At 68.3% G+C, this 18,467-nt stretch carries 21 protein-coding genes; 9 read left to right on the forward strand and 12 right to left on the reverse strand.

Annotation, left to right across the window (positions count from 1 at the left end):
- Positions 1–114: 114 nt before the first annotated feature.
- A complete protein-coding gene (gene rsgA, locus AC04MD_RS13420; RefSeq protein ID WP_475497783.1) occupies positions 115–1,239 on the reverse strand; it encodes a ribosome small subunit-dependent GTPase A in 1,125 nt (374 codons plus the stop codon).
- Between the two features lie 102 nt (positions 1,240–1,341).
- On the opposite strand from rsgA, the gene AC04MD_RS13425 reads away from it, so the two are divergent.
- The 3 genes from AC04MD_RS13425 to AC04MD_RS13435 all read left to right on the forward strand — a co-directional run bounded on the left by AC04MD_RS13425 (position 1,342) and on the right by AC04MD_RS13435 (position 3,937).
- The gene (locus AC04MD_RS13425) at positions 1,342–2,622 is read left to right on the forward strand and encodes a pyridoxal phosphate-dependent aminotransferase (RefSeq protein ID WP_475497784.1); all 1,281 of its coding nucleotides are present in this window, start codon (positions 1,342–1,344) and stop codon (positions 2,620–2,622) included.
- Positions 2,623–2,880: 258 nt separating this feature from the next.
- Positions 2,881–3,129 carry a DUF4926 domain-containing protein gene (locus AC04MD_RS13430; protein WP_475497785.1) on the forward strand — a complete coding sequence of 83 codons (249 nt, stop codon included), beginning with the start codon at positions 2,881–2,883 and terminating at the stop codon, positions 3,127–3,129.
- 160 nt (positions 3,130–3,289) lie between these two features.
- Positions 3,290–3,937 (forward strand): SGNH/GDSL hydrolase family protein, encoded by a 648-nt coding sequence (locus AC04MD_RS13435; RefSeq protein ID WP_475497786.1) that lies wholly within the window; start codon positions 3,290–3,292, stop codon positions 3,935–3,937.
- A 275-nt stretch (positions 3,938–4,212) separates the two neighbouring features.
- Here the strand turns inward: AC04MD_RS13435 and AC04MD_RS13440 are convergent, their stop codons facing one another.
- Positions 4,213–5,040 carry a polysaccharide deacetylase family protein gene (locus AC04MD_RS13440; protein WP_475497787.1) on the reverse strand — a complete coding sequence of 276 codons (828 nt, stop codon included), beginning with the start codon at positions 5,038–5,040 and terminating at the stop codon, positions 4,213–4,215.
- A gap of 39 nt (positions 5,041–5,079) precedes the next feature.
- On the opposite strand from AC04MD_RS13440, the gene grxD reads away from it, so the two are divergent.
- Entirely contained in the window at positions 5,080–6,009 is a 930-nt protein-coding gene (gene grxD, locus AC04MD_RS13445) for a Grx4 family monothiol glutaredoxin (RefSeq protein WP_475497788.1), read from the forward strand.
- Between the two features lie 182 nt (positions 6,010–6,191).
- Here the strand turns inward: grxD and AC04MD_RS13450 are convergent, their stop codons facing one another.
- The 6 genes from AC04MD_RS13450 to AC04MD_RS13475 are packed head-to-tail and all read right to left on the reverse strand — an operon-like array spanning position 6,192 to position 10,066.
- Positions 6,192–6,731, reverse strand: coding sequence for a DUF924 family protein (locus tag AC04MD_RS13450; RefSeq protein ID WP_475497789.1), 540 nt, complete (start codon positions 6,729–6,731; stop codon positions 6,192–6,194).
- Positions 6,728–6,988: a hypothetical protein gene (locus AC04MD_RS13455; protein WP_475497790.1), complete on the reverse strand. Its 261-nt coding sequence runs from the start codon at positions 6,986–6,988 to the stop codon at positions 6,728–6,730. The genes AC04MD_RS13450 and AC04MD_RS13455 overlap by 4 nt, the downstream gene beginning before the upstream one ends.
- Positions 6,989–7,017: 29 nt before the next feature.
- A complete protein-coding gene (locus AC04MD_RS13460; protein WP_475497791.1) occupies positions 7,018–7,389 on the reverse strand; it encodes a VOC family protein in 372 nt (123 codons plus the stop codon).
- Positions 7,390–7,436: 47 nt separating this feature from the next.
- On the reverse strand, positions 7,437–7,958 hold the full coding sequence (locus AC04MD_RS13465) for a hypothetical protein (protein ID WP_475497792.1): 522 nt from the start codon (positions 7,956–7,958) through the stop codon (positions 7,437–7,439).
- A gap of 10 nt (positions 7,959–7,968) precedes the next feature.
- Entirely contained in the window at positions 7,969–9,285 is a 1,317-nt protein-coding gene (locus AC04MD_RS13470; RefSeq protein ID WP_475497793.1) for a hypothetical protein, read from the reverse strand.
- Between the two features lie 4 nt (positions 9,286–9,289).
- The gene (locus tag AC04MD_RS13475) at positions 9,290–10,066 is read right to left on the reverse strand and encodes an AMP nucleosidase (protein WP_475497794.1); all 777 of its coding nucleotides are present in this window, start codon (positions 10,064–10,066) and stop codon (positions 9,290–9,292) included.
- A 115-nt stretch (positions 10,067–10,181) separates the two neighbouring features.
- On the opposite strand from AC04MD_RS13475, the gene AC04MD_RS13480 reads away from it, so the two are divergent.
- Positions 10,182–11,603 carry an amidohydrolase gene (locus AC04MD_RS13480; protein WP_475497795.1) on the forward strand — a complete coding sequence of 474 codons (1,422 nt, stop codon included), beginning with the start codon at positions 10,182–10,184 and terminating at the stop codon, positions 11,601–11,603.
- A gap of 128 nt (positions 11,604–11,731) precedes the next feature.
- Complete coding sequence (locus tag AC04MD_RS13485) at positions 11,732–12,982, forward strand: amidohydrolase family protein (protein ID WP_475497796.1); 1,251 nt, start codon at positions 11,732–11,734, stop codon at positions 12,980–12,982.
- Between the two features lie 13 nt (positions 12,983–12,995).
- On the opposite strand, the gene AC04MD_RS13490 is transcribed toward AC04MD_RS13485, so the two are convergent.
- A complete protein-coding gene (locus AC04MD_RS13490) occupies positions 12,996–14,672 on the reverse strand; it encodes a sensor domain-containing diguanylate cyclase (protein ID WP_475497797.1) in 1,677 nt (558 codons plus the stop codon).
- 262 nt (positions 14,673–14,934) lie between these two features.
- Between AC04MD_RS13490 and AC04MD_RS13495 the strand changes: the two genes are divergently transcribed.
- From AC04MD_RS13495 to AC04MD_RS13505, 3 genes are read left to right on the forward strand one after another with little or no spacing between them, the layout of a single operon-like run.
- On the forward strand, positions 14,935–15,882 hold the full coding sequence (locus tag AC04MD_RS13495; protein WP_475497798.1) for a DegV family protein: 948 nt from the start codon (positions 14,935–14,937) through the stop codon (positions 15,880–15,882).
- A 56-nt stretch (positions 15,883–15,938) separates the two neighbouring features.
- Positions 15,939–16,283 (forward strand): hypothetical protein, encoded by a 345-nt coding sequence (locus AC04MD_RS13500; protein ID WP_475497799.1) that lies wholly within the window; start codon positions 15,939–15,941, stop codon positions 16,281–16,283.
- Positions 16,280–16,966, forward strand: a complete 687-nt coding sequence (locus AC04MD_RS13505) for a Dph6-related ATP pyrophosphatase (RefSeq protein ID WP_475497800.1) — start codon at positions 16,280–16,282, stop codon at positions 16,964–16,966. Before AC04MD_RS13500 ends, AC04MD_RS13505 begins: the two co-directional genes overlap by 4 nt.
- On the opposite strand, the gene AC04MD_RS13510 is transcribed toward AC04MD_RS13505, so the two are convergent.
- The 3 genes from AC04MD_RS13510 to AC04MD_RS13520 are packed head-to-tail and all read right to left on the reverse strand — an operon-like array spanning position 16,948 to position 18,459.
- On the reverse strand, positions 16,948–17,310 hold the full coding sequence (locus tag AC04MD_RS13510) for a putative quinol monooxygenase (protein WP_475497801.1): 363 nt from the start codon (positions 17,308–17,310) through the stop codon (positions 16,948–16,950). The genes AC04MD_RS13505 and AC04MD_RS13510 overlap by 19 nt on opposite strands.
- Positions 17,307–18,137 carry an S-formylglutathione hydrolase gene (gene fghA, locus AC04MD_RS13515; protein ID WP_475498162.1) on the reverse strand — a complete coding sequence of 277 codons (831 nt, stop codon included), beginning with the start codon at positions 18,135–18,137 and terminating at the stop codon, positions 17,307–17,309. The genes AC04MD_RS13510 and fghA overlap by 4 nt, the downstream gene beginning before the upstream one ends.
- 7 nt (positions 18,138–18,144) lie before the next feature.
- Positions 18,145–18,459: a DUF3658 domain-containing protein gene (locus AC04MD_RS13520; protein ID WP_475498163.1), complete on the reverse strand. Its 315-nt coding sequence runs from the start codon at positions 18,457–18,459 to the stop codon at positions 18,145–18,147.
- Between the last annotated feature and the right edge of the window lie 8 nt (positions 18,460–18,467).

The following is an 18,467-nucleotide window of genomic DNA, read 5'->3' on the forward strand; positions in this document are numbered from 1 at the left end:
GGAGGGGCCTTCAGGCCCGACCGGCAACCTTCCGACTGGGATCGTTGCTACGAAGCAGAAGCGTCGGGGCTAAAGCCCCTCCTACGAAGCTGGCCATGCCTCCTGCAGGAAGCCTCAGCGCTTGCCGTACTTGTCGGTGAGCCGCTTGTTCAATGCTTTGTTCTGCACCTTGGCATTGGCCTTGTCGGCCAGGCGCGAGGCGAGCTTGTCTGCGGCGGCGGCGACTTCGTCGCGCAGCTTGAGGTAGTTGAGGAAGCGGCCTTCGTCCAGCTCTTCGCGCTCGATCGCCGCGCGCACCGCGCAGCCCGGCTCGCGGTCGTGCGAGCAGTCGCGGAACTTGCACTGCTCCGCCAGCGCTTCGATGTCGGCGAAACCGCCGTCGGCCAGGTCTTCCTCGCCGGTCGGCTTCAGCTCGCGCATGCCGGGCGTGTCGATCAGGCAGGCGCCCGCCGGCAATGGAATCAGCGCGCGGAACGTCGTGGTGTGGCGCCCGCGCGAATCGCTCTCGCGCACTTCGCCGGTCTTCATGCGCTCGTCGCCGAGCAGCGTATTGGTCAGCGTCGACTTGCCCGCACCCGACGAGCCGACCAGCACCACCGTGTGACCCGGCTCCAGCCACGGCGCCAGCTGCGCGACGCTCTGCGGATCCTTCGCGTTGACGGTGAACACCGGCACGCTCTGGGCGGTGAGGTCGGCCAGCACCTCGACCGCATCGTCGGCGTACTCGGTGCGGTCGGCCTTCGTCAGCACGACCACCGGCTGCGCGCCACCGCCGCCGACCAGCAGCAGGTAACGCTCGATGCGGCGCGGATTGAAGTCGGCATCCAGGCCGCAGACGATGAACACCGTATCGATGTTCGCCGCGATCACCTGCTGGTGGTAATGCTCGCCGGCCGCACCGCGCTTGATGCCGGTGTGGCGCGGCAGCAGCGCGACGATGCGCGGGCGCTTGGAGGTCGCGTCTTCCAGCAGCACCCAGTCGCCGACGGCGGGGCGCTCATGGGCGGGAAAGCGCGGACGCTGCCACTCCGGCAGCGACTCGGCCTTCACCCCGACGTCGGGAGCATCGGCGACCACATAGCCGGAGCGGTGCTGCTCGCTGACCCGCGCCGGGGTGGCGGTCGGGTGCGCGGCCATGGCCTCGCGCCACACGGGGTCGGTCGGCTCGCCCGTGTACGGCCAGCCGATGGCGCGCAGAAGGGTGACGTCGGACACGCTGGGAGCAGGGGTTTCGGGCATGGCGCGCATTCTAGACGCGGGCTGAAGCCGGCGGGGCCGGGCAGGCTAAATATCCGTTAAGCTGGCCCTCCTCCCACTTCCAGCCCTGTTGCGGTCGCCGCCATGTCCACCCCGCCCGTCAAACCGCTCGCCACGCGCGAACGCCTGTCCGAAGTCCGCTACGAGATCCGGGGCGAACTGGCACGGCGAGCCAGGGAGCTGGAAGCGCAGGGGCAGAAGCTGATCAAGCTCAACATCGGCAACCCGGGCGCGTTCGGTTTCCGTGCGCCGGAACACCTGCAGCGCGCGATCGCCGACGACATGGGCCGCACCGATCCGTACACCCACCAGCAGGGCCTGCCCTCGGCGCGCGAGGCCATCGCCGCCGCGTACGCCAAGCGCGGCACGCCGGACGCGCATCCGGACCGCGTGTTCGTCGGCAACGGCGTATCGGAACTGATCGACCTGTCGCTGCGTGCGTTGCTCAACCCCGGCGACGAAGTGCTGGTGCCGTCGCCTGACTACCCGCTGTGGTCGGCCGCCACCATCCTCAACGACGGCCGCCCGGTGTATTACCGCTGCGATCCGGACAACGACTTCCTGCCCGATCCGAACGAGATCGAACAACTGATCAGCTCGCGCACGCGCGCTATCGTGCTGATCAACCCGAACAACCCGACCGGCGCGACCTATCCGCGCGAGCTGCTGGAGCGCATCGTGGCGATCGCCGCGAAGCACCGACTGCTGCTGATGGTCGACGAGATCTACGACCAGGTGCTGTACGACGGCGCCACCTTCGTGCCGGTCGCACCGCTGGCCGACGACGTGCCGTGCATCACCTTCAGCGGCCTGAGCAAGGTGCACCGCGCCTGCGGCTGGCGCGTGGGCTGGGGCGTGGTGTCCGGCCACGGCGACGTGGTGCGCGACTTCCTGCATGCGATGGACCTGCTCAGCGCACTGCGCCTGTGCGCCAACGTGCCGGGCCAGTACGCGATCGACGCCGCGGTCAACGGCCCCGACACCATCAGCGCGTTGTGCGCACCGGGCGGACGCCTGTACGAAACCCGCCGCGCAGTGATCGAGGCCTGCGAGGCCAGCACGCACCTGGAGCTGGTCAACCCGGCCGGCGCGCTGTACGCGTTCCCGGCGGTGGTCGGCGACGCGGCGAAGAACTTCGACGACCACGCGTTCGCACTGGAACTGATGGAAACCGAAGGCGTGCTGGTCGTGCCGGGCTCCAGCTTCAACGTGCCCTACCGCCACCACTTCCGCGTCACCTTGCTGCCGGAAGCGGCCACGATGCGCGAAGTCTTCGCCCGCATCGACCGCGCCCTGTCGCGCCGCGCCGAAGCGGCCACCAAGGTCGTGCCGATCAAGGGCAAGCCGCGGCCCGCGGCGGCGTAGGCGGCAGCTTGTTGTAGGAGGGGCTTCAGCCCCGACCGTCAGTCGCCAGGAAGGTCGGGGCTGAAGCCCCTCCTACCGCATCGCTCATGGTCCGAGCGGGCGAGATGATGCGGACGTTCCTGGCGACGTGATCGACGCAGGCCGGGGTCGATCATCGTGGGAGCGACGTAAGTCGCGAAGCGGTATCAGGAAGGCCCATCGCGACTTACGTCGCTCCCACGGGTAGGCTGCATCGCTCAGACAGGCAGGGGAGTGTCCATGGCATGGGATGTCTATGACGTCGTCCGCGTGATCGCACAGATGCCCGCTGACCGGATCGACGCGGGCATGTCCGGAGCGAAGGACATCCGCGTGGGCGACATGGGGACGATCGTGATGGTGCTGGCAGCGCCCGGTGCACGCACCGCGTATGAGGTCGAGTGTGTCGATCATGATGGTCATACGCGCTGGCTGGCGGCGCTGTTCGCAGACGAGATCGAGCGGGTATCCCCTGTAGGAGCGACGTAAGTCGCGACCGCACGCTTAGACGCATCCTTGCTCCTCGATCGGACGGAAGCGCGCCGCCATCGGCAGTGTTCCCGAGGATCGACATCGTCCTGCCTACCCAGGTTCACGGTCGCGACTTACGTCGCTCCTACAACAGGCGGGAAGGGCGCATGATGTCGCCATGACGACCACCACCCGCCTCCACACCACCGCCCTCACCACCGAGCTGCGCTACCTCGCGCTCGGCGATTCCTACACCATCGGCGAAGCGGTGGACGACGCCGGCCGCTGGCCGATGCAACTGGCGCGGCTGTTGCGCATGGAAGGCATCCTGCTCGGCGATCCGCGCATCATCGCCACCACCGGCTGGACCACCGACGAACTGGACGCCGCGATCACCGCTGCCGAGCCGCTGGGCGAGCACGACTTCGTCACCCTGCTGATCGGCGTGAACAACCAGTACCGCGGTCGCGACGTGGAGGAATACCGCACGCAGTTCGCCGCGCTGCTGTGGCGCGCGATCGGCTTCGCCCGCAACCGCCCGGACCGCGTGCTGGTGCTGTCGATCCCCGACTGGGGCGTCACCCCGTTCGCCGCGCAGTCCGGCCGCGACCTCGCGCAGATCGCGCGCGAACTGGATGCCTACAACCTCGCCGCGCGCGAGGTCTGCGCACAGCGTGGCGTCGCCTTCGTCGACATCACCCCGGTCAGCCGCGCGCGTGGTGGCGAAGCGGCAATGCTCGCCGACGACGGCCTGCATCCCTCCGCCGCGATGTACACCGAATGGACACGGCTGGCATTCCCGGTCGCGTACCACTTGCTCGCCTGAGCCCCTCTCCCATCGGGAGAGGGGCTGGGGTGAGGGGCCGGCGGCACCATCGGCGGTGAACCATCCCGATGTCGCCGCACCCTCATCCGGCGCTGCGCGCCACCTTCTCCCGCAGGGAGAAGGATTCAAACCATCAAGATCTCGCTTGAGTCCCTCTCCCATCGGGAGAGGGGTTGGGGTGAGGGGCCGGCGACACCATCGGCGGTGAACCATCCCGATGCCGCCGCACCTTCATCCGGCGCCGTGCGCCAGCTTCTCCCTGAGGGAGAAGGAACTCACGCCGTCACGATCGCCGCATCGCCGATGGAATCGGATTCCGGCACCACCGTGCGATAGCCCTGCGCGTCCAGCCACGCCAGCAGCTGCGACAGGATCGCCACGTTGTGGCCGTGCTTCGCGCCTTCATGCAGCAGCACGATGGCGCCGGGCGCGATGTCGCGGGTGATGCGCGCCAGCACCTGCTGCGGCTGGCAGTCGACGCCGTCGAAGCCGCGCGCGCTCCACGCCACGCGCGCCAGCGCATGCCGCTTCAGCGACAGGCCGACGAAGGGATTGGTCATGCCCACCACGCTGCGGTACCAGCGCGGGGTGTCGCCGGTGATGGCGGTCAGGATGGACTGGTTGCGGCCAATCTCGTCTTCCATCGCACCCGGGCCCAGCCGCCAGAAGCGCAGGTCCGGATGCGTGGCGCTGTGGTTGCCGATGCCGTGGCCGCGGTCGCGGATGGCCTGCACGACGTCCGGCTGCGCCGCCGCGCGCTCGCCGACCAGGAAGAAGGTCGCCTTCGCGCCATGCCGGTCCAGCAGGTCCAGCATTGCCGGGGTATCGGCCGAGGGGCCGTCGTCGATGGTCAGCCACACCACGCGCTCGCTGGTGGGCAGCCGCGACAGCGCGGGGCAGAACAGCGTCGCGCGCGGGTGGAGCGTGGCCCAGACCACCGACAGGTGGGTGGCGACCATGGCCGGCAGGCCGACCGAGCCACCGAACCGCCACCACAACCACGCCACGCCCACTTGCGACAGCGCCAGCAGGCCCAATATCAGGCCGGGACGGCGCGGCGGACGATGCAGTGTTCCTGTCGTGCTCATGCCCCATGATGCCACGGGGCGTAAAATCCCCTTCCCGCTTACCGGTAGCCGTTCATGTCCCTCGACCCCGCCCTGCGCTCGCGCATCGAATCCCTCCTGCAGTCCAACCGCGTGGTGCTCTTCATGAAGGGCCAGCCGACCATGCCGCAGTGCGGCTTCTCGGCCAAGGCGGTGGGCGCGCTGTCGGCGCTGGGCGTGGACTACGCCCATGTCAACGTGCTGGCCGACCAGGAGATCCGCGAGGGCATCAAGGTCTACGGCGACTGGCCGACCATCCCGCAGCTGTACATCGACGGCGAACTGGTCGGCGGCAGCGACATCATCGAGCAGATGACCAACTCCGGCGAACTGGCCACGCTGCTGGGCCTGGAAGCGCCCGACCGCACGCCGCCGGCGATCACCATTACCGCGGCCGCCGCCGAGATGCTGCAGAACGCCGTGGCCGACGCCGGCCCGGGCGCCGCGCTGGCCCTGTCGATCAACGCGCAGTTCCAGCCCAACTTTCAGCTGGCGCAGTTCGACGCCAATGCCATCGCCAGCGAATCCAACGGCGTGCGCGTCCAGTTCGACCTGGCCAGCGCGCGCCGCGCCGACGGCATCACCATCGACTGGGTCGACGACATCCGCGGCAAGGGCCTGGCGATCGACAACCCCAACGCGCCCAAGCCCGTACAGGCGCTGTCGCCGACGGACGCCGATGCGAAGGTCCGCGCCAGCGAGGTGCTGCTGGTCGACGTGCGCCCGGCCGACGAACGCGCCATCGCCTCGGTGAAGCTGCCTTTCAAGACCTTCGACGGCCAAGGCCGCGCCGAACTGGAAGCGCTGCCGAAGGACACCGCGCTTGCCTTCCTCTGCCGTAGCGGCGGCCGCAGCCAGCAGGCCGCGGAAGAATTCCGCGCGCTCGGCTTCTCGAACGTTCACAACATCACCGGCGGCATCAATGCCTGGGCCGATGACGTGGACGGCACGCTCAGCAAGTACTGATCCGACGCGTCAGCGGCAATCCACGGAAAGCGGGCTTCGGCTCGCTTTCTTTTTTGCTTCTGCACAAACGCATCGCACCCATGGGGCGCTCCTACAAAGCGGGGCTCTCTGCAGGAGCGCCCCATGGGCGCGATGCGTTTCCTTCATCACCTGCGACGCATCCGCAAGCCACCGCCACCTGCCTATCCCGAGAAGCCTCCGCCCGCCAGGTAGTCGCGCTCTTCCTGCGTGGAGATGCGGCCCACCGCGTCGTTGCGGTGGGGGAAGCGGCCGAAGCGGGCGATCAGGTCGTAGTGGAGTTGTGCGTACTTGATGTAGTTGGCGTCGCCGGTGGCGTGGAACAGATCCAGCGACCGCTGCTGGTCCTCCAGCGCTTCCGAGTGTTCGTAGGGCATGTAGAAGAAGATCTTCAGCGCCGGATCGACCTGCGCGTCGAAGCTGGCCTCGATCGCGCGCCCGGCGTAGTGCCGCGCCAATCCATCGGTGGCGTAGGAATGCGCGCTCTGGCGGAAGCAGTTGCGCGGGAACTGGTCCAGCAACAGGATCAACGCCAGCGCGCCCTCGGCATCGCCCATCCAGCCTTCAAGCTCGCGCCGCGCCGCACGGAAGTGCAATCCACGGAAACGCTGGTCGAAGTCGGCGTCGAACGCATCGTCGTTGGCGAACCACTTCTCGTAGCCCGCGTTCTTCCAGAAGGTGATGACGTCGTTGGATTCGTTCATGGCGTGACCTTCGGTTCGGTTGAAATATCAGCAGGCGTCGACCTGCGTAGTCGGCCCGCAAACCAGAGGACGATGCTGCCGACCACCAGCAAGGGAAGGCCGTAGACAAAGCCAACGTGGACCGCCGCCATCTGGGCCGTGCCTTCGAAGTCCTCCGGCGAGCGATCGAAAAACAGGATGGCGCAGAGGGCACAGACCAGCACCGCCGTCGACACGGTCATCCATCCGATGACGCGCAGGGCGATGACCAGCCTCATGCGCCACCTCGGCGCGTCGCTGGATGCGTTCATCGATCCGGAATGACATGCCCGATGCGCCACAGCACACCGGTCGGGTCGATCAGGGTGAAGTCGCGGAGGCCCCAGGGCCTGTCATCCGCTGTACTGAGGCGGACGGAGAACCGTTCGACGACACCCGAGGCTTCGACGTTGCGGTGCCAGTCGTCCGCGTTCTCGACCAGCAGGTGCATCACGAAATTCTCCGCGTGCTCGCGCAGGTAGAACTGCGACAGCAGGAAGGCGGTCTTGCCGTGGCGGACAAAGGCCAGGTCGTCCGACTCCATCGTCACCTCGAAGCCGATCGCCTGGTAGAAGGCGATGGACTCGGCCAGATCGCGCGCGGGCACGAAGGCCTTCATCTCGATCGTTTCAAGGTTCATGCGATCTCTCCCGTGGGATGCAGTATCGACGACTCGCTTCTCGCCGATCACTTTCGTGCGCCGGCCTGTTTCATGGCCTGCAGGGTCGGAAAGAACTCCGCGTGCTGGCGGTAATCATAGGCGCCACCTGCGGTCGCACTCGCGATCCGCGCGCAAGCAGCCGTGGTCACTTCGCCTTCGGGGAACATCGCGCGCAACGCCGTGGTGGCGGCGCCGGTGAACTCGGCCTCGCGTGCATCGGCGAACGCCTTGCCTTCCGCCTCGCCCGCCGTCGCGGTGACGGCATCGGTCAGCATGAGCACGCGCTGCAGCGAGGGCTCCAGGTAGCGGTGGTTGCGCTGCTGCCAGCCCTGCAGCGCCGCCCGCGCCTGGCTGCCGGCCTCGCCTTCGTAAGTGCCGCACTGCTTGCCCAGCGATTCCAGCAACGTGAGGCTGACGGTGATGGCGAATCCGGCGGCTGCGTTGCGGGCTTGGGTGTCCGCGGGCGTTTCCGCGGCGGTCGCCGTACCTGCCAACGACATGGCCAAGGCCATGGCGATCCATCGCTTGCACATGATGTAGTGCCGCATCCTTGCCTCCTCAGGGGTCTTCCAGCGCGTCCATCTGAGCGAAGGCCTGATGAAGCTCGCGTGCACGGCCTTCCCTCGGCCAACCCGTGACGGTCGCCACCACGCGTCCTTCGCGCATGAAATAGAACACCGGCGTGGCCCAGCTGTCGAACTGCGGCCAGTCGCGCATGGCGACCGCGTAACTGAGCCGCGCGTCGGGATGCGCGCGGTTCCACGCCTGGACATCGCCCAGGTCGAGCGATCCATTGGGCGGCGCGAGCCACAGTGCATCGCCCAGCCGTGCGGACAACACGGCGTCCGCCTCGATCGCGGCAATGGCGCGTTGCGAGAAGCCACAACGGGGGTGCGACAGCACGACCACGCGCGTCGGCACATCCTGTTCGACGACCTGCGCGGACAACGCCTCGGCATCGTCCGCCGGCCGCCACACCACGACGCGGCCCACCCCGGGAGCATCGGCAGTGGGGACCGGAGGCAATGCCTGCAGCTGCAAGCCGGGATGCCTGCGCGCCAAGGCATTGGCATTGTCGAACTGACGCGTCACCCCCCAGGCGCGGTACAGGTCGCGGCGATGCTCGTCGGTCAGTTTCGACCGCGTGTCTAGGGACTGCGCGGTCCGCTGCAGCAGTACCGCATGCGCCGGTCCATGCCCGTAGAAGACGACGCGGTTGGCAGCCTTGAACAGTTCCTCCAGTTCCTCGTCGGAGGCGGTCGCCAGACGCTCCGGTGCATAGGCCGCTGCGAGGTCGCGATCAAACGCCTCCGTCATCCGGCGGGCGCGCGCGCGGGCGTCGTCTGCCGTCTGCTTCTCCACTTCCTTCAGCCGGGCGTGAGCCACTGCGATCGGCGACAGTGGACGATCGTTCCCGATCATGGCGCTCCACGATGCCCTGGCAGGCACCAGCCAATAGTCCCCGCATTCCCGGACTTTGTTGTCCCAGCACACATGGATGGCAGGATGCTCACGTCGCGTCGCGCCCATCGCGGGAGTGACCATGTACTCGCGTGACTGCCCGGCACCAAGACGTGAATCGTGCGTCAACACGATGGCGTTGTCGCCGAAATCGAGGTCAGGCCGCGGCACGCGCCGGATGGTGGCGTCTTCCTGCCACACCAGGTCGTTGGTGCGTATCAGCACACGCCTGCGGGAATGGTTGGTGACGACCACCGTTCCGCTGCCGGCCACCGCATCGACCTTGATGGCGCTTATCCCGATGTCGGGCGGCACCGTGTCGCCGTGCCGCAGCGACGTGCACCCTGCGAGCACCATGGCACCGACGAACAGCATCATCCGCGGCACCGCCGGCACACGCATGGTCGCGACCATAACGCTATTCGTCGAACCGCAGATGCCGCACCGACTTGCCGTTGCGGCGGATCAGCTTCAGCGCTTCGATGCCGACGGTGATGTGGTTCTCGACGAACGAGGAGCTGACCTTGGCGTCGCTGGCTTCGGTCTTCACCCCTTCCGGGATCATCGGCTGGTCGCTGACCAGCAGCAGCGCGCCGCAAGGAATACGGTTGGCGAAGCCGGCGGCGAAGACGGTGGCCGTTTCCATGTCGATGGCCATGCAGCGCATCGCGCGCAGGCGCTCCTTGAAGGCGACGTCGTGTTCCCACACCCGGCGGTTGGTCGTGTAGACCGTGCCCGTCCAGTAGTCGTGGCCGAGGTCGCGGATCATCGTCGACACCGCACGTTGCAGCGCGAACGCCGGCAGCGCCGGCACCTCCGGCAGCAGGTAGTCGTTGCTGGTGCCCTCGCCGCGGATCGCCGCGATCGGCAGCACCAGGTCGCCCAGCTGGTTCTTGCGCTTCAGCCCGCCGCACTTGCCGAGGAACAGCACCGCCTTTGGCATGATCGCCGACAGCAGGTCCATCATCGTCGCCGCGTTGGGGCTGCCCATGCCGAAGTTGATCATGGTGATGCCGTCGGCGGTGGCGCTGGCCATCGGCCGGTCCAGGCCGACGATGGGCGCGCCGGTTAGCTGCGAAAACACGTTGAGGTAGCCGCCGAAGTTGGTCAGCAGCACATGCTCGCCGAACTGGTCCAGGGGCACGCCGGTGTAGCGCGGCAGCCAGTTATCGACGATCTCGTTCTTGTCCTTCATGCCTAGCCTCTTTTTCTTGTTGTTGTACCGGCGATTCTGGCACGACTGCGACGCACGCACTTGGCAAGGCGCGCCGTGGCCGGTTAGGTTTCGGCTCTCTTCCAGGGGATACACGATGCGAACGACCTTGCTGGCCGGGCTGATCCTGGCCTCGCTGGGCGGCAGCGCGCTTGCCGCCACACCCACCTCCCGCTTCACCCAGGACCCGTACCCGAGCACCTACCAGGCACTCGCGTCCGGCCCCGTGCTGCTGGCCAACGCCACCGTGCTGACCGGCACCGGCGAACGCCTGGACGGCGCCGACGTGCTGCTGGCCGACGGCAAGGTGGTGGCGGTGGGCCGCGGCCTGTCCGCACCCGCGGGCGCCACGCGCGTGGACGCGACCGGCAAGTGGGTGACGCCGGGACTGATCGACGTGCACTCGCACCTGGGCGTGTACCCCAGCCCGGGCGTCAAGGCGCACAGCGACGGCAACGAGGCGACCGCGCCGGTGACCGCGAACGTGTGGGCCGAGCATTCGATCTGGGCGCAGGACCCGGGCTTCCATACCGCGCTGGCCGGCGGCGTGACCTCGATGCAGATCCTGCCCGGCTCGGCCAACCTGGTCGGCGGCCGCGGGGTGACGCTGAAGAACGTGCCGTCCACCAGCTACCAGGGCATGAAGTTCCCGGGTGCGCCGTGGGGCCTGAAGATGGCCTGCGGCGAGAACCCCAAGCGCGTCTACGGCGGCAAGGCCGGCCCGGCCACGCGCATGGGCAACGTGGCCGGCTACCGCGCGGCCTTCATCGATGCCAGCGAGTACCTGAAGAAGAACGCGCCCAAGCCGCAGCAGCCGAAGAAGAAGCGCTGGTGGGAACGCGCCAGCGGCGACGACAGGGCCGACAGCGGCGGCGACAGCGGCGGCAAGCGCGACCTGAAGCTGGACACGCTGGCCGGTGCCATCAACGGCGAGATCCTGGTGCACATCCACTGCTACCGCGCCGACGAGATGACCACGATGCTGGACCTGGCGAAGGAGTTCGGCTTCAAGGTCGCCGCGTTCCACCACGGCGTGGAGGCCTACAAGCTGGCCGACCGGCTGGCGCAGGACGGCGTGTGCGGTGCGCTCTGGGCCGACTGGTGGGGCTTCAAGATGGAGGCCTTCGACGGCATCCAGGAGAACATCGCCCTGGTCGACCGTCCCGCCAACAGCTGCGCGATCGTGCATTCGGATTCGGACGAAGGCATCCAGCGCCTCAACCAGGAAGCGGCCAAGGTGATGGCGAACGCACGCCGCGCCGGCATGGCCGAGATCGCGCCGGAGCGCGCGATCCGCTGGGTGACCAGCAACGCGGCGAAGTCGCTGGGCATCGCCGAGCGCACCGGCACGCTGGAGGCCGGCAAGATGGCCGACGTGGTGGTGTGGAACCAGAACCCCTTCAGCGTGTACGCCAAGGCCGAGCAGGTCTACATCGACGGCGCACGCATCTACGACCGCAATGACCGCAGCAGGCAACCGGTCTCCGACTTCATGCTGGGCCAGGAGGTGCTGCCATGAGCCGCGCCCGTCGTACATCCCTGCCGTCATCCCAGCGCACGCTGGGATCCACGTTGCGTTCGGGTTTGAAGCCGGAAGCAAAGACAGACGCAACGTCAGCATGGGTCCCAGCGTTCGCTGGGACGACGGTGAGGGTTCTGGCGCTGGCCATTGCACTGGCGTCCACGTCGTTTGCGGCCTTCGCCCAGGACGTGCTGATCCGCAACGCCACCGTGCATACCGCCGGCGCGCAGGGCACGCTGAAGAACGCCGACGTGCTGGTGCGCAACGGCGTGGTGCAGGCGGTGGGCAGCGGGCTGGCCGCGCCGGGCGCGTCGGTGGTGGAGGCCAACGGCCGTCCGCTGACGCCGGCGTTCTTCGGCGGCATCACCGAGATCGGACTGGAGGAAGTGTCGGGCGAGTCGTCCACCGTCGATGCGGCGGTGACGCTGGAAGACCAGCCGATGCGGCCCGAGTTCGACGTGACGCTGGCGTACAACCCGGCGTCGGTGGTGATCCCGGTGACGCGCGTGGAAGGCATCGGCTTCACCCTGCTGGCGGCGTCGACCGGCGGTTCGTTCATCGCCGGCCAGGGCGGCGTGATGCGGCTGGACGGCAGCGCCGATCCGGTCGGTCCGCGTGCGCTGTTCGTGCGCCTGGGCAGTGGTGGCGCGGAGCTTGCCGGCAAGTCGCGGGCGGCGCAGTGGATGCTGCTGGACCAGATGGTGGCCGAGGCGCGCGGCCGCGTGCCGGCGGATTCGCCGCATGCGCTGCTGACGCCGGCCGGGCGCGCGACGCTCGCACGCTATCTCGCGGGCAACGGCCGCATCGTGGTACAGGTGAACCGCGCCGCCGACATCCGCCAGCTGCTGCGCTGGGCGCAGCGCGAGAACGTGCGCATCGCCATCGCCGGCGGTGCCGAAGGCTGGAAGCTGGCGCCGCAGCTGGCGCAGGCGAAGGTGCCGGTGTTCGTGGATGCGTTGGCGGACCTGCCGGCGGACTTCGACCAGATCGGCGCGACGCTGGAGAACGCCGCACGGCTGGATGCCGCCGGCGTCAGCGTCAGCTTCTCGCAGGCCGGCGACGCCTCGCACAACGCGCGCAAGATCCGCCAGCTGGCCGGCAATGCGGTGGCCAACGGGCTGCCGTGGGAAGACGGCCTGGCCGGACTGACGCGCGTGCCGGCGGAGACGTTCGGCGTCGGCGACCGCGTGGGCACCATCGCGCCGGGCAAGCTGGCCGACCTGGTCCTGTGGACCGCCGACCCGCTGGATGTGTCGAGCACGGCGGAGCAGGTCTGGCTGGGCGGTCGCGCGATGCCGATGCGCTCACGCCAGACCGACCTGCGCGACCGCTACCTGCAGCCGGCCGGTCCGCTGCCGCGCGCGTATTCGAAGTAAGCGCGCGGCGGTATCAGTCCACGGAGGCGCCTGCGGGCGCCTTCGTGCTGTCGGCGGCCTGGCAGGGCGCGTCTTCGGCGACCACGCGGTCGCCACCGGCGCGCTTGGCCGCGTACATGGCCTGGTCCGCGCGCGCGATCAGCGACGCGACGGTGTCGCCTGCGCGCGCCTGCGCCGCGCCGATGCTGGCAGTGACATCGACCGTCACCCCTTCCACGCGCGCGCAGTCGTGCCGGATGCGCGCGCCGGCCTCTTTGGCGATGCGCAGGGCCGCAGGGAGTTCCACGCCGGACAGCACCAGCACGAATTCCTCGCCGCCCAGCCGGCCCAGCTGGTCGCCGTATTGGAACTGCTGGCTGACCACGCGCGTCACCGCGCGCAGGCAGGCGTCGCCCAGCGCGTGGCCGTGGCGGTCGTTGACCTGCTTGAAGTGGTCGAGGTCGATGAAGAGCAGCGAGACCGGGATGTGTTCGCGCTGGCGCTCGATGAGTGCCCAGTCGAGGCGGTGTTCGATGGCGCCGCGATTGAGGACGCCGGTCAGCGCGTCGCGTTCGGCATGCGCCTTGGCGCGGTCGCGCTCGCGGCGGAAGGTCAGCATGCGGTGTGCCAGGCCCAGGCCCAAGGCCACTGCCGTGAACGCCAGCCACCAGGGAATGCCGTATTCCAGCCACGGGCCCGCGCGCTCGCCCGCGCTGAAGCGCAGGGCACGCACCATGGTGAAGACCAGCAGCGGCAACCAGGACAGCAGCACGATGCTGGCGTGGCGCTCGCCACGCCACCACGCCACGAGCAGCGTGGCCAGCGTGATGACGTTGGTCAGCAGGAACAGGCCATTGGCGACGTTCGGGAACCAGCGGTTGTCGGCCGGCCATGGCGAGGCGAGCAACAGCAGCGTCAGCAGGCAGCCGTACACGCCGACCAGCCGCATCAGCCACGCCAGTCGCGGCGCTGCGCGGCGCAGGTTGGCGTAGTCCTGCCACAGGTACACCATGAAGATGGTCGCGAGCGTGCCGATGGTCCAGATGCCCTGGGCACCGAAATGACGCAGCAGCGACAGGCCCGGCCACGCGTAGGCTTCGCCGTAGGAGCACAGCACGTACAACAGCTGCAGCAGCATGGCGCCGGCATAGAGCAGGTAGACGCGCTCGCGCAGCACCAGCCAGAAGAGCAGCACCGCCAGGGCGACACCCAGCGTCATTCCGACCGCCGGAAGCAGCAGGCGCACATGCCAGAGATCGGCGGCGGCATAGTCCGAGCGCGCTTCGACCGCCACCTGCATCGGGTAACGGGCGCCTTCCACCGAGACGTCGACGGGACCTTCATGCGGCAGTGGAAACACCAGCGCGCGGCGGCTGTACTGCGGGTCGAGTCCGGGCTGGAACAGGTCCTGCGTGCGCGGCGCGGCATCCCCGGGCGCACGCACGGTCACCCGAGCGTTGTACGGGTGGTAGACCACCAGCAGCGGATCGGCGACGCCTGCGCGCGGATGGATGCGCCAGTGCCCATTGCCGATCACGCGCACGGACGCGTCGCCGCTGTCGAAGCGACGTTCCGAGAACAATCCGGCGCGCTGTCCGGCCTGCTGTTCCAGCGCCAGTGGCTGGAGGCGGTCGATCCGCGCGATGTTTTCCCCGTGCGCGGCGGCCGGCAGCAGGGCCAACAGCAGCCAACACCACCACCGCTGCGTCATGTCACCCCTTCCCTTGGCGCGAGTGTCGGGCCGGGCCTGACCCGGGACAAGCCCGGCCCGACCACTTCTGTGACTCAATTCACACAATTTATGGGCCCAGCGCTCTACCGGCATCCGACGCGCGACCCGTTTTCGCCCATGGCTCAAGTCACAAAAGGGTGACGCAACGCACACTTCATTCGTTTATCCAGCGACTTGCCTGCCGTTCTCCGCTAGTTTTCCGGAGATAGGTACAAATGCGACGAATGCCGGGAGGGGCTAGATGCGCATTGGGATAGTCGTCGACTCCGCGTGCGACCTGCCGCTGGAGTACCTCGAACAACACAACATCGTCATCCTGCCGATCACGGTGCGGATCGGCGAGGCCGTGCTTGCGGACCATCGCGACGAACAGGCCACGCTGAGCTTCCTGCACGCGCACGTGGCCGAGCGCGGCCACGAGGCCGAGACCACGCCGTTCACCGTCAACCAGATCCGCGACCTGTTCCTGGGCCGGCTGGTGATCGACTACGACCACGTGCTCTGCATGACGATCACCAAGACGCGCTCGCCGATCCACGAGAACGCGATGCAGGCGAGCTTCGCGATCCTCAACGATTACAAGCCGGTGCGCCAGGCCGCGGGCCACAACTCGCCGTTCGCGCTGCGCGTGATCGACACGCAGAACCTGTTCGCCGCGCAGGGCATCACCGCGGTGGAAGCCGTGCGCATGCGCGACGCCGGTGCCAGCGTGCAGCAGATCCGCGTGCGCCTGGAGGAACTGGCGCAGAACACGCACGGCTACATGATCCCACGCGACCTGTACTACCTGCGCAACCGCGCGCGCACCAAGGGCGACCGCAGCGTCGGCCTGCTCAGCGCCGCGCTGGGCAGCGCGCTGGACATCAAGCCGGTGCTGTACGGCCACGCCGGCAACACCGAGCCGGTGGCCAAGATCAAGGGCTTCGAGAACGCGGTGGAGCAGATGTTCAAGTTCACCGGCAACCGGGTGATGGCCGGCCTGATGACGCCGACCGTGTGCCTGAGCTACGGCGGCGAGCTGTCGGAACTGCGCGCCCTGCCCGGCTACCAGCGCCTGCGCGACATCTGCGAGAACAACAAGGTCGAGGTGTTCGAGAGCGTGATGAGCCTCACCGGCATGGTCAACGTGGGCAAGGGCGCCGTGGTGGCCGCCTTCGCCGCGCCGCCGGCCCCGTTCAAGGCGGCATAACGGCGGGCTAACGCGCCGTGGATGACGCTATGCCCCAGGTTTCCACCGGGGGTGCCATGGCCGTCCGTTACTACATCAGCCTGCCGGATCCCGGCCGCGCACGCGGCGGCGATCCGGCTTTCAGTTTCGACGCGCACGGCGCGGAGGAATTCGCCGCGCAACTGCAGCACGCGTTGCGCACCAGCCACCTGTTCGACCGCTGGCGCGCACGCCAGGAAGAACCGGACGAAGTCGATCCCGGCCTGGGCGTGGTCGACGACGGCGCGACGGTGAACGGACGGCAGGACGACCTCAGCATCCTGCTGGTGGCCACCTCCTCGATTCCCGGGCAGGTGCTGAAGCATCGCCTGCGCCTGCTGGCGGGGCATGCGTGGGAGCTTCGTGACGTCTCGGCCGCGTGAGTGGCACGCGCCTGCCGGTGCTGCTCGCCTGGAGCGGCGGTAAGGATGCGGCGTGGACGCTGCACACGCTGCGCCAGCGCGATGATGTCGAGGTGGTCGGCCTGCTGACCACGGTGACCGAAGACTACGATCGCGTCTCGATGCAGGGCATCCGTCGCAGCGTGCTGCATGCACAGGCGCGCGCGACCGGTCTGCCATTGGTGGAGGCGATGATCGCCGCCCACTGCACCAACGACGACTACGAACGCGCGATGGCGGAGGCGCTCGGCCGTGCGGCGCACCGCTGGCCGGCGCTGCGCACGATGGCCTTCGGCGACCTGTTTCTGGAGGACATCCGCGCCTACCGGGTGCACAACCTGGCGAAGATCGGCTGGGACGTGATGACGCCGCTGTTCGCTGCGGATACCGCCGCGCTGGCGCGGGCGATGCTGGCGGGCGGGTTGCGTGCCGACCTGTGTTGCGTGGATACGCAACAGCTCGATGCGGCGTTCGCAGGCCGCGCCTTCGACGAAACACTGCTTCGCGACCTGCCCGAGGGCGTCGATCCCTGCGGCGAGAACGGCGAGTTCCACACCTGTGTCTCGGCCGGGCCGATATTCGATGCGCCGCTCACGCTGGTGCAGGGCGATACCGAACTGCGCGACGGGCGTTTCGCCTTTACCGACTACGCGCCGCCGACGTGATCCGCCTGCGGCCAGCGGGCCAACGGCACCAGTACCTGCGGTTCGCGCGGCCCCTGCAGCAGGTCGGGCAAGCGAGCCTCGTAGTCGCGCCGGTAGGGCCGGTCCTGGCGCGTGAGGAAGGTGGCCACGTCCGGCTCGGCCCAGCGCTCGTACAGGGTGAACAGCGTCGGATCGTTCGCATCGCGATGCAGGTCGCACGACAGGAACGTATCCTCCTTCGACATCGCATCGACGATGTCGTGCACCGCCCGCAGCCATTCGTCGACCCGCTCCGGCTTCACCCGCAGGCGTACGTAGAACACCAGCGGCACGGGTGAGGTTGCAGCGGGATGGTCGGCGGTCATCGGGTCAGGGCCTTGGCGTGGTGCGCGATGTGCTCGCCGATGAAGCTGGCGATGAAGTAGTAGCTGTGGTCGTAGCCGGGCTGCAGGCGCAGCGTCAGCGGATGGCCCGCGGCGTCCGCGGCCGCCTGCAGCAGCTCCGGCTTGAGCTGCGTGTGCAGGAACTCGTCAGCATCGCCCTGGTCGACGAGCAGCGGCAGGCGTTCCTGTGCGTCCGCGATCAGCGCGACGGTGTCGTACGCCTTCCAAGCTCCGCGGTCTTCGCCGAGATAGGCGCCGAACGCCTTCTCGCCCCACGGCACCTGCGACGGCGCGACGATCGGCGAGAACGCCGAGACGCTGCGATAGCGGCCCGGATTCTTCAGCGCAATGGTCAATGCGCCGTGTCCACCCATCGAATGTCCACTGATCGAACGCGCATCGGTCACCGGGAAGTTCGCTTCGATCAGCGCCGGCAACTCGTCGACGATGTAGTCGTACATGCGGTAGTGGGCCGCCCACGGCGCCTGCGTCGCGTTGACGTAGAACCCTGCGCCCTTGCCCAGGTCGTAACCGTCGGCATCGGCCACGTCGTCGCCGCGCGGACTGGTGTCCGGCGCGACCAGGATCACCCCGTGCTCGGCGGCGTAGCGCTGCGCGCCGGCCTTGGTGATGAAGTTCTGTTCGGTGCAGGTCAGGCCGGAGAGCCAGTACAGGACCGGCAGCTTCTGTGTCTCGGCTTGCGGGGGCAGGTAGACAGCGAAGCGCATGGTGCAGCCGAGCGTGCTGGATGCGTGTTCGTAGACGTCCTGCCAGCCGCCGAAGCAGGCGCGGTGCTCAATGCGCTCGATTGTCATGTCAGGCAACTCCCGTTGCGGGTGCGAGGCGGATCTCGAACGTCTTCAATGCGGACGCATCGCCTTTCGTCTCGATGCGCGATGCCTCGGCAAGCAGCCGAATCCGGGATGCGTAGAACATCTCCGGCAGATCCTCGTACTCGTCCGGGGCCGCGATCATCACGCCCGCGGTGATGAACCCCGCCTTCTTCCACTCGTGACCCAGCGACGACAGGATCGTCCGATCGATCTTCTGCAGGTCGTCTTCGCCGAGGCGCGCAATCGCATCGCGCGCATCCTGGTCGAAGGCGACGCTATCCATCATGGCGTCGGGCATCGCGCCCA

Source organism: Pseudoxanthomonas sp. LjRoot206 (assembly GCF_056175725.1).

Excerpts from the sequence above, each read along its gene's own strand:
- AC04MD_RS13480 (WP_475497795.1), top strand. The coding sequence starts at position 10,182 with ATGCGAACGACCTTGCTGGCCGGGCTGATCCTGGCCTCGCTGGGCGGC.
- AC04MD_RS13495 (WP_475497798.1), top strand. The coding sequence starts at position 14,935 with ATGCGCATTGGGATAGTCGTCGACTCCGCGTGCGACCTGCCGCTGGAG.
- grxD (WP_475497788.1), top strand. The coding sequence starts at position 5,080 with ATGTCCCTCGACCCCGCCCTGCGCTCGCGCATCGAATCCCTCCTGCAG.
- AC04MD_RS13450 (WP_475497789.1), bottom strand. The coding sequence starts at position 6,731 with ATGAACGAATCCAACGACGTCATCACCTTCTGGAAGAACGCGGGCTAC.
- AC04MD_RS13455 (WP_475497790.1), bottom strand. The coding sequence starts at position 6,988 with ATGAGGCTGGTCATCGCCCTGCGCGTCATCGGATGGATGACCGTGTCG.
- AC04MD_RS13490 (WP_475497797.1), bottom strand. The coding sequence starts at position 14,672 with ATGACGCAGCGGTGGTGGTGTTGGCTGCTGTTGGCCCTGCTGCCGGCC.
- rsgA (WP_475497783.1), bottom strand. The coding sequence starts at position 1,239 with ATGCCCGAAACCCCTGCTCCCAGCGTGTCCGACGTCACCCTTCTGCGC.
- AC04MD_RS13425 (WP_475497784.1), top strand. The coding sequence starts at position 1,342 with ATGTCCACCCCGCCCGTCAAACCGCTCGCCACGCGCGAACGCCTGTCC.
- AC04MD_RS13460 (WP_475497791.1), bottom strand. The coding sequence starts at position 7,389 with ATGAACCTTGAAACGATCGAGATGAAGGCCTTCGTGCCCGCGCGCGAT.
- AC04MD_RS13435 (WP_475497786.1), top strand. The coding sequence starts at position 3,290 with ATGACGACCACCACCCGCCTCCACACCACCGCCCTCACCACCGAGCTG.
- AC04MD_RS13465 (WP_475497792.1), bottom strand. The coding sequence starts at position 7,958 with ATGCGGCACTACATCATGTGCAAGCGATGGATCGCCATGGCCTTGGCC.
- AC04MD_RS13520 (WP_475498163.1), bottom strand. The coding sequence starts at position 18,459 with ATGCCCGACGCCATGATGGATAGCGTCGCCTTCGACCAGGATGCGCGC.
- AC04MD_RS13470 (WP_475497793.1), bottom strand. The coding sequence starts at position 9,285 with ATGGTCGCGACCATGCGTGTGCCGGCGGTGCCGCGGATGATGCTGTTC.
- AC04MD_RS13430 (WP_475497785.1), top strand. The coding sequence starts at position 2,881 with ATGGCATGGGATGTCTATGACGTCGTCCGCGTGATCGCACAGATGCCC.
- AC04MD_RS13500 (WP_475497799.1), top strand. The coding sequence starts at position 15,939 with ATGGCCGTCCGTTACTACATCAGCCTGCCGGATCCCGGCCGCGCACGC.
- AC04MD_RS13510 (WP_475497801.1), bottom strand. The coding sequence starts at position 17,310 with ATGACCGCCGACCATCCCGCTGCAACCTCACCCGTGCCGCTGGTGTTC.
- AC04MD_RS13475 (WP_475497794.1), bottom strand. The coding sequence starts at position 10,066 with ATGAAGGACAAGAACGAGATCGTCGATAACTGGCTGCCGCGCTACACC.